Origin of the sequence: Lentilactobacillus sp. TOM.63 (assembly GCF_030361045.1) — a bacterium.
GTDB lineage: Bacteria > Bacillota > Bacilli > Lactobacillales > Lactobacillaceae > Lentilactobacillus > Lentilactobacillus dabitei.
In genome coordinates this window covers 1-8,503 of the sequence record NZ_JAUCAP010000093.1, presented here as the reverse complement: position 1 = coordinate 8,503, position 8,503 = coordinate 1, and the positions used below count along the sequence as shown (strand labels likewise).

The 8,503-nt window shown below is 43.3% G+C and carries 9 protein-coding genes; all 9 read left to right on the top strand.

Annotated features, from left to right (window positions below):
• Nucleotides 1-199: 199 nt before the first annotated feature.
• The 9 genes from QUF07_RS12495 to holA are packed head-to-tail and all read left to right on the top strand — an operon-like array spanning nt 200 to nt 8,367.
• On the top strand, nt 200-1,375 hold the full coding sequence (locus tag QUF07_RS12495; RefSeq protein ID WP_289427681.1) for an FtsW/RodA/SpoVE family cell cycle protein: 1,176 nt from the start codon (nt 200-202) through the stop codon (nt 1,373-1,375).
• 20 nt (nt 1,376-1,395) lie between these two features.
• Nucleotides 1,396-1,677 (top strand): DUF2129 domain-containing protein, encoded by a 282-nt coding sequence (locus tag QUF07_RS12490; RefSeq protein ID WP_054748702.1) that lies wholly within the window; start codon nt 1,396-1,398, stop codon nt 1,675-1,677.
• Between the two features lie 15 nt (nt 1,678-1,692).
• Complete coding sequence (gene rsmD, locus QUF07_RS12485; protein WP_217161588.1) at nt 1,693-2,250, top strand: 16S rRNA (guanine(966)-N(2))-methyltransferase RsmD; 558 nt, start codon at nt 1,693-1,695, stop codon at nt 2,248-2,250.
• 4 nt (nt 2,251-2,254) lie between these two features.
• Nucleotides 2,255-2,731: a pantetheine-phosphate adenylyltransferase gene (gene coaD / locus QUF07_RS12480; RefSeq protein ID WP_217161586.1), complete on the top strand. Its 477-nt coding sequence runs from the start codon at nt 2,255-2,257 to the stop codon at nt 2,729-2,731.
• Between the two features lie 15 nt (nt 2,732-2,746).
• A complete protein-coding gene (locus tag QUF07_RS12475) occupies nt 2,747-3,784 on the top strand; it encodes a SepM family pheromone-processing serine protease (protein ID WP_217161584.1) in 1,038 nt (345 codons plus the stop codon).
• 58 nt (nt 3,785-3,842) lie between these two features.
• On the top strand, nt 3,843-4,571 hold the full coding sequence (locus tag QUF07_RS12470; RefSeq protein WP_217161582.1) for a helix-hairpin-helix domain-containing protein: 729 nt from the start codon (nt 3,843-3,845) through the stop codon (nt 4,569-4,571).
• Between the two features lie 48 nt (nt 4,572-4,619).
• Entirely contained in the window at nt 4,620-5,096 is a 477-nt protein-coding gene (locus tag QUF07_RS12465) for a ComE operon protein 2 (RefSeq protein WP_249778397.1), read from the top strand.
• Nucleotides 5,097-5,116: 20 nt separating this feature from the next.
• A complete protein-coding gene (locus QUF07_RS12460; protein WP_289427679.1) occupies nt 5,117-7,348 on the top strand; it encodes a DNA internalization-related competence protein ComEC/Rec2 in 2,232 nt (743 codons plus the stop codon).
• Nucleotides 7,348-8,367, top strand: coding sequence for a DNA polymerase III subunit delta (gene holA / locus QUF07_RS12455; RefSeq protein WP_289427677.1), 1,020 nt, complete (start codon nt 7,348-7,350; stop codon nt 8,365-8,367). Before QUF07_RS12460 ends, holA begins: the two co-directional genes overlap by 1 nt.
• Nucleotides 8,368-8,503 lie beyond the last annotated feature (136 nt).

The following is an 8,503-nucleotide window of genomic DNA, read 5'->3' as shown; positions in this document are numbered from 1 at the left end:
GTTTCTTTTGAAATCTTAGTCATAAAAAATACCTCCAAAGCTAAAGTTTTTACTTTAACTTTGGGGGTATAGGTCACCTTCGGGTATACTTCGGTCCTCTTTTTTGACCACTCGAACTTCAGTCATTTCAAAGAGATAGATATGATATAATGAAGTTCGATGTGGATACATAAACAAGTGGAAAAGTGGAGTGGAGCCAATGTCTCGTTTTAAGAATTTAGATTATTTTCTATTTATTCCGTATATCATCATGTCGGTGATCGGAATTATTATGGTATATTCAGCTAGTGCCAATATTGGTATCCAAAACGGCGGTAGTCCACTTAGCTACTTTAAAAAGCAACTATTTTACGTTATTCTGAGCGTGATCATTGTCGTCTTGATGAGTCGATTTAAACTCTCTAAACTGAGGAATAAACAATTTTTGTCTTCGTTAGAAATCATTTTCTTTGTGGTTTTAGTCGGGTTATTGGCTTTTGGGGCCACAATTAATGGGGCTGCGAGTTGGATTCGGGTTGGCCCATTTAGCCTGCAGCCAGCTGAATTCGTCAAATTTTTTCTAATTATCCGGCTGGCAAATATCATTGATGCCAAACAAGATATCATTACGCGGTCTGCCGCAGATTGGTGGGGCCAACTTTGGCCGACGATGGTGCGGTGTGGAATCTTGATTATCTTGATTTTTGCTCAGCCTGATGCTGGTGGCGCTGCAATCAATTTTGCAATTGTATTTGTAATCTTCATGACCAGCGGGATTTCTTGGAAGAAGGCAGTTTCCTTCTTATTTGGCGGCGTGGTGCTGGTTTACGCAGCCATTAATTTCATTTTAGTGCCGATGTCTAAGAGCAGTATGTTCTCCAATTCATACCAACTCCAACGGATTATTGCCTTTACAAATCCGTTCGGTCACGCAACTGGAGCGGGTCAGCAACTGGTCAATTCTTATTATGCGATTAGTAACGGCGGTCTGTTCGGCGTTGGTTTAGGAAATAGTGTCCAAAAAACGGGTTACCTACCAGAACCCAATACTGATTTCATCATGTCAATTCTAACCGAAGAATTAGGCGCCATCGGGGCGATTTGCGTGATGGCCTTATTAACGTTCATTATTGCTAGAACGGTTCTACTTGGCATTCGGAGTAACAGCACGTATCAAAGCTTAATCTGTTATGGCGTTGCGACCTATCTAACCATTCAGACATTATTTAATATGGGCGGGGTCCTCGGTGCTTTGCCAATTACTGGGGTGACTTTCCCGTTCATTAGTTACGGTGGTTCCAGTATTTTGACGTTATCGCTTTGCCTCGGGCTGGTATTAAATGTTTCTAACCGGCAACGAGAAGCCCGGCGAGCGTTGCAAGCTACTACCAATTAGGTTTCAAAGGAGATGTCAATTTGGCATTTGAAATTCAACCGACAATCGGTTTAATTGTGTATTTACATTCAGTTAAACATTCAAGAAGCTTAAAACAATTCGGCCGCCTCTACTACGTGTCAAAGCGAATGAGGTATGCCCTGTTGTATGTGAACAAGGATCAGCAAGAAGAAGTAACGAAGAAGCTCACATCCGAAGGCTATGTCAAACAAGTGGTCCCGTCTCACCTGAACGAGCTTGTGAGTGAGGTTGAGGGCAAGAATTCGGTTGAGGATGATGATTCGTTTGATGAAGATTTTTAAGATGAGGTTAGTAGATTGAGAATTGTATCTGGAAAATATGGTGGCATTCGGTTAACACCCGTCAAAAGTGATAAAACGCGGCCAACCACGGATAAAGTCAAGGAATCGCTCTTTAGTATGACCGGTCCTTACTACAACGGTGGGGCGTTTCTTGACCTGTTCGCGGGCTCCGGCGCCGTTGGCATTGAAGCCGTTTCTCGTGGGATGACCAAAGCAATTTTGGTGGATAAGCAATTTCAAGCGATCAAGGCAATCAAAGAAAACGTTGAAAAGATTCATGCCGCTGATCAGTTTGACATTATCAAAGGAAATGCGGAAACCGTATTAAAGCAACTGGCAGATAACCAACAAAAGTTTGATATGGTCTTTTTGGATCCGCCTTATAAAAAGCAACGGATCATCGCCACGATTGACAGTTTGTTTGAGCTGGGGTTACTAAATGACGATGCGATCATTATCTGTGAGACGGATAACCAAACTGACTTACCGGCAACTCACGGCATGTTTGAAGCGATCAAGCAAAAAAATTATGGATTAACAAATTTAACGATCTATCGATTTGGTAAGGAGTAACGACATGACAGCGGTTTTGTATGCAGGCAGTTTCGATCCGATCACTTTAGGTCACGTTGACGTGATTCAGCGGGCGAGCCGGGTGTTTGACAAAGTGTATGTTGCGATTAGTATTAATACCCATAAAAAGGCGACGTTCACCCCTGAACGGCGGGCAGAGTTTGCCAAAGACGCCTTGGCCGATCTCGATAACGTTGAGGTCATGATCTCTGATGAATTAACGGTTGAACTTGCTAAAAGCCTTGGGACAACTGTCCTATTGAGAGGTGTCCGTGGAAGTTCCGACCTGGATTCAGAAATGGCGATTGCCGGCTTAAATGAAAAACTGGATTCACATATTCAGACGGTTTTCATTCCAACGGCTGCTGATTACCGAGATCTTTCATCAAGCATGATTAAAGAGATTGCCAAGTTTCATGGTGACATTTCGAAATTTTTGCCTGCCAAGGCTGCAAATGCACTTAAAAATAAATACCTTTAGAAAAGTGGGAAAACAATGAAAAATTCCAAGCTCAAACGGTACCTGCTAGGGGCGGTTGTTTTTGTGATCGTTCTGGCAGGACTGTTCTGGCCGCTGCCAAACTACATAGAAGGGCCTGGGGATGCTTCCAATTTAAGCAAGATTGTCTCAATTAAGGATCATCCTGATAAATATCAGGGGCAATTCATGCTGATGTCGGTCAGCATTGCCAAAGCGCGGCCAGTGACGTATTTGTACGCTAAATTAAGCCCATATTATTCAGTGGTTTCGGATGCGAGTGTCACTGCTGGGCAAGATATGCAGGAATATGACAAGGTCCAGCATTTCTACATGGAAAGCTCGATTGGCCAAGCAATCTACACAGCCTACAAACATGCCCACAAGGAAGTTAAGTTGGATTACCGCGGCATTTATGTCTTGGATATTCAAAAGAAGTCAAAATTCCGTCATCAATTACAAGTTGGTGATGTTGTCGAATCAATCGACGGTCATCGTTTCAAGAGTTCAACCGGTTTTGTGAACTATGTTAAAAAGCAAAAATTTGGTCAGCAACTTACTGTGACTTTTCGGCGAAACGGCCATCTCCATAAAGTAACGGCACCACTGATTATGATTGCCAAGCATCGGGCAGGAATTGGGATTACTTTGACCGATGATGTGAAGGTCCAAACCAATATTCCAATCAAAGTGAACCCAGGCGATGTTGGCGGCCCCTCAGGCGGATTAATGTTCTCACTGCAGATATACAGTCAATTAACAAACAAAAATCTGCGCCACGGGCAAAAAGTTGCCGGAACCGGGACCGTTGATGGCTTTGGGAATGTCGGTGAAATTGGCGGGATCGATAAAAAGATTATCACGGCTAAAAAGCACGGCGCAAAGATTTTCTTGGCACCGTACATCAAACCAACTAAAGAAATTTTGAAATTAGAGCCTGGTCATAAAACCAATTACCAATTAGCCAAACAAACTGCGAAGAAATATGCCCCGAACATGAAAGTCATTCCGGTTCAAACTTTTTCTCAAGCAGTCAAAATTTTAGAAAAGCAATAAAGGATTAGATAATTCTAGTCCTTTTTTTCGTATATAAAAGATAGAAGGGAGGAACAGTATGAATAGGATACGTGAGTTTATTGATGAATATCTTTATCAAGTATTGATCGGGTTGGTTGGAATCATTGTGGTGTTTATGTTCGTAATTGGTGGCTTGTTGATCAGCCATGGTGATAAGCAAACGATGGACGATGCCAGTGCGGTTGAATCAACGGCGTCTCAGAGTGGGCAAGCGACGTCGCAATCGACAGCTCAGGAGAGTACGCGACCGATGGCATCCAGCAGTGCTGCGGCTCAGCAGATGTACGTGGACGTTAAGGGAGCGGTTAAGAATCCCGGCGTTTATCAAATCAATGCCAATATGCGGGTAGTTGACGCGATCAATTTGGCCGGTGGCTATAATCGTTCTGCGGACAAGAAACAAATTAACCTCGCGCAAAAATTGAGTGATCAGCAGGTGATTTATGTCCCAATTCGCGGTGAGAAGGGGGCACCAGTGACAACGACGACAGCTCCTCAAGCTCCGGCCAGTGGTGGCGACACCGCGGCAGAAGCAACGAGTTCAGCTGAGGGAACTTCTGATGCCCAAAGTGGGCAACAAATCAACTTGAATACGGCGGATAAAGCCAAGCTGCAAGAACTCAGTGGGATAGGTGACAAGAAGGCTGATCAAATCATTGCTTATCGCCAAGCTCATGGCCAATTCAAAAAAATTGAGGAGTTGAAAGATGTTCCCGGCTTTGGTGATAAAACCTTCGCAAATTTAAAATCTTCAATCTGTGTGTAGCCCAGATGACGTTTTTGAGATATGATTTACATCATGGAAGGTGAAACTATGGATAAGCGGATCAAATGGGATCAATATTTCATGATGCAGGCAGTATTGCTTGCCTCCAGGAGTACCTGTGAGCGGCTATCAGTCGGCGCCGTGATCGTTCGAGACAAGCGGATCATTGCAGGTGGCTACAATGGCTCAGTTGCCGGTGATGACCATTGTATCGATGTCGGTTGCTATCTGTTGGATGGTCATTGTGTCAGAACGATTCATGCCGAAATGAATGCGATCTTGCAATGCGCGAAATTCGGTGAAAGTACGGACAACGCAGAGATCTACGTGACGGATTTTCCTTGTCTTCAGTGCACCAAAATGCTGTTGCAGGCTGGTATCCGCAAAATTAATTACCTTAGGAACTATCACAATGATGAATACGCCCAAAGGCTCATCAAATTAAAAGATATTGCATTAAATAAAATTGAATTAACTCAGTCTGATATGGATCGAATTCCATTTAGGGCCTATTTATCTGACTAAGAATTAGAAATTGGTTAATTATGCCATCACTGGCGATGCTCTTCTTGAGTATGGCCTTGTTTGGGAATAAAATCATTGGGATTATCTTGCTCATTGCTTTGGCAGTTCGGTTACTAGCACTCAGAAATGTTGGGTTGCTGGTGATGACGATTGGTGTTTCTCTGGGCTTCATTGTGACTTCAACGAGCATTAATTCGAAGCTAAAAGTTGATTTACCAGATCAGTTAGAAAATCAAGTGTTGAAAGTTTATCCGGATATGGTGAAAACAAATGGGGCCAGCTTTAGCTATATTGGCAAATTGACGGGTGATGCTCACAAGTTCGTTTTTTATGGCCGCTTCAAGACCCAGCAACAGAAACGCCAGCTATTGGAATCCAATGAGCCGATTTTGCTGCGAATAAGCGGTAAAGTGGCCGATTTTAACCCCGCAACCAACGTCAACCAATTTGATATGCGGCAGTATTACCATCATCAAAAGATTGCCAGAGCCGTGGTGATTGATGAAATCAACTCTTTGGGGCCAAGTCCGCAATTGACAATGGTCGACCGAATTCATCGGTTACGGTGCCAATTTAATCACTATTGTGAAACCCTGCCGAAAACATTACAAATCTATTCGATGGGGCTCATTAGTGGCAGTCGTCAAACCGATTTTTTTGATGAGATGACTGGCGTTAAGAAGCTGGGGTTGCTGCATGTGTTTAGCATTTCGGGGATGCACGTTTATTATTTCTTGGCAATTCTCAATCAGTTTCTTGCGTGGTTACCGCTTTCTAAATATGGGAAAGCCGGCATTGAGTTGGTATGTATTGCTGCCTACTTTATTTTTTCTGGTGGTTCGCCAGGACTTTTTCGCGCCGTCGTGATGGCGGTAATTGCAATCTTCAATCGACTACTCCAAATCCGGCTGTCTCGACTGGACATTTGGAGCCTGTGCCTGATGATTAACCTCTTCTTGATGCCTGAAGCCATGTTTTTGATGGGGGTTCAGCTGAGCTATGGGTTGTCACTGGGATTAATTGTGTCTGATGGCTTGTCCTATGTAAAGCAAACGGTGTTACTGAATCTATTGACACTACCAATTCTGCTTTATCACGTATATGAGTGGCATCTGTTAAGTGTGGCCGTGAATATCATTGTGTTGCCATTATTTGGAAAAGTGATTTTTCCGTTGGTGATCTTCGGCGTTATCGCTGGGAAGGTGCTGCCAATGATGGTATTACTCGTAGAATTCGGGTTAAAGGCCTTTAATGACGGTCTCAATTGGATCAGTACGCTGCCTGGATTGATTATTTTTGGCAAACCCAGTTTAGTGGTTGTGATCGCGATGTTACTATTAACGTTTTGTCTGGTCCTTAAAAAAGTTAATCATAAACGACTAATAATTGGGCTGGGTTGTCTTTATGTTGGGACTTTTCTGGTGATTCATTTCCCACTTACCGGCGAAATTACAATGTTTGATATCGGGCAAGGGGATAGTTTCCTCGTCAGGGCACCAATGAATCGCTCTGTGACGCTGATTGATACCGGTGGTAAAGTGGACTTCAGCACCCAGTCATGGCAGCGTGGGGTGAAAAATTATCAGGCGAAACGCTTGTCGATTAACTACTTGAAAAGTATTGGCGTTTCCCGGATTGATTACTTGTGTGTCAGCCATCAGGATGCTGATCACTGTGGGGACTTGCCAGCGTACATTCAAGAAATGCAGATTGGGACTATTTTAATTCCGTTGGGGATGGACAAGAACCCCAATTTTATGAAACGAATTGAAGGGCGTCATCGGGCTACCCGTGTATTACCAGTTAACAATGAGATGCGAGTCAATGGGTTGCCATTATCCATTTATCATCCTTACGAACCGGGTCTGGGTGAAAATCATGATTCAATGGTACTGGGGGCAACGATTGGTGGCTTGAGCTGGCTGTTTACAGGTGATCTGGATCGGCCGGGAGAACTGGACACCATTTCCCGTCATTCAGAGCTTCATGTCGATGTGCTCAAGGTTGGTCATCATGGCAGTAAGACGGCTTCAGACCCGCAGTTTGTTGCGCACATCAAACCGAAGATTGCCTTAATTTTGGCCGGAAGAAATAATCGCTATCATCATCCCAATGTTGAAACGCTAGAAACCTTGAAACGAGCGGGGATGATGATCTACAATACGCAGACCCAAGGTATGGTAAGATATGTATATCGTCACAATTCCGGTCATTTTGAAACCACATTAAATGAACATGAAGGGAACTTGTAATGGATTTTTCAAAATTCAAAAAACAGTTTGATAAGGAGCATCCCGCCACCGTTTATCTGATTTTAGGCGATCAGGAATACCTTTCCCAACAGATTAAAGACATGTTTGTTGACCTGATTCCAGAAGAGGAACGATCGATGAATATTGGCAATTACGACATGGAAGATGTTGTTGTCTCGGCTGCCGTTGAGGACGCCATTTCGGTGCCGTTCTTTGGCGAACGCCGATTAGTGATGATTAACCGGCCGTACTTTTTGACTGGGAAGAAGGTTAAGACCAAAGTTGACCAGAACACGGACGATTTTGAAGATTATTTAAAGCATCCAGAACAGTCAACTATCATGGTTATTTTCGCGCCGTATGAAAAATTAGATGCACGCAAAAAAATAACCAAAGCACTGAAAAAAGTGGCGACCATAGTTGAAATTGGCAAGTTGCGTGAAGCTGAAATCAAGCATTTAGTGACTGAGCGGGTAACAAGTAAAGGTTTCAAGATTAACCCCGATGCACTGGATAGAATGATGCAACTGACCGGTGTCAAGTTGACCTCAATGATGGGGGAACTGCCCAAATTATGCCTTTACAACAATGACACAAAAGTTATCAATATCGATTCGGTAAATGGCCTAGTCAGCCGATCGATGGAACAAAACGTATTTGATTTGGTGAATATGGTGCTGAAGAAAAATGCCAAGCAGTCCATGGACATCTACCAGCAATTAATTTTGGAAAACGACGAACCAATTAGGATTAACGCCGTATTGGTTCAACAATTTCGCTTGTTGCTTCAAGTGATGATCTTACAGAAGCACGGTTACTCGCAGGGAAACTTGGCATCGGCGCTCAAGGTTCATCCCTATCGCGTGAAGTTGGCCATGCAGACGGTCAGGCAATTTAAGTATGACCAGCTGCGGGATGCCTATATTGGCTTGATTGAGACTGAAAAGGAAATGAAGTCGACAAGTCGGTCACCCGAATTATTGTTCGAGTTGTTCGTGCTGAAGTTTATGAAACACTAGTGTGACGAAAAGTCGTTTAATGCATTTATAAAACAGGCTCACCAGTTAGAATCCTAATTTTGAAGTGCAACAGAAAAGTTAGACAAGTTTAGATATTGATTTAAGCTACCATGGCTTGATTCCTGTATTCTACAGG

What these genes read in the sequence shown, in the direction of transcription:
- QUF07_RS12495 (WP_289427681.1), top strand. Translation starts at nt 200, where the DNA reads ATGTCTCGTTTTAAGAATTTAGATTATTTTCTATTTATTCCGTATATC.
- coaD (WP_217161586.1), top strand. Translation starts at nt 2,255, where the DNA reads ATGACAGCGGTTTTGTATGCAGGCAGTTTCGATCCGATCACTTTAGGT.
- QUF07_RS12475 (WP_217161584.1), top strand. Translation starts at nt 2,747, where the DNA reads ATGAAAAATTCCAAGCTCAAACGGTACCTGCTAGGGGCGGTTGTTTTT.
- QUF07_RS12470 (WP_217161582.1), top strand. Translation starts at nt 3,843, where the DNA reads ATGAATAGGATACGTGAGTTTATTGATGAATATCTTTATCAAGTATTG.
- QUF07_RS12465 (WP_249778397.1), top strand. Translation starts at nt 4,620, where the DNA reads ATGGATAAGCGGATCAAATGGGATCAATATTTCATGATGCAGGCAGTA.
- QUF07_RS12460 (WP_289427679.1), top strand. Translation starts at nt 5,117, where the DNA reads ATGCCATCACTGGCGATGCTCTTCTTGAGTATGGCCTTGTTTGGGAAT.
- holA (WP_289427677.1), top strand. Translation starts at nt 7,348, where the DNA reads ATGGATTTTTCAAAATTCAAAAAACAGTTTGATAAGGAGCATCCCGCC.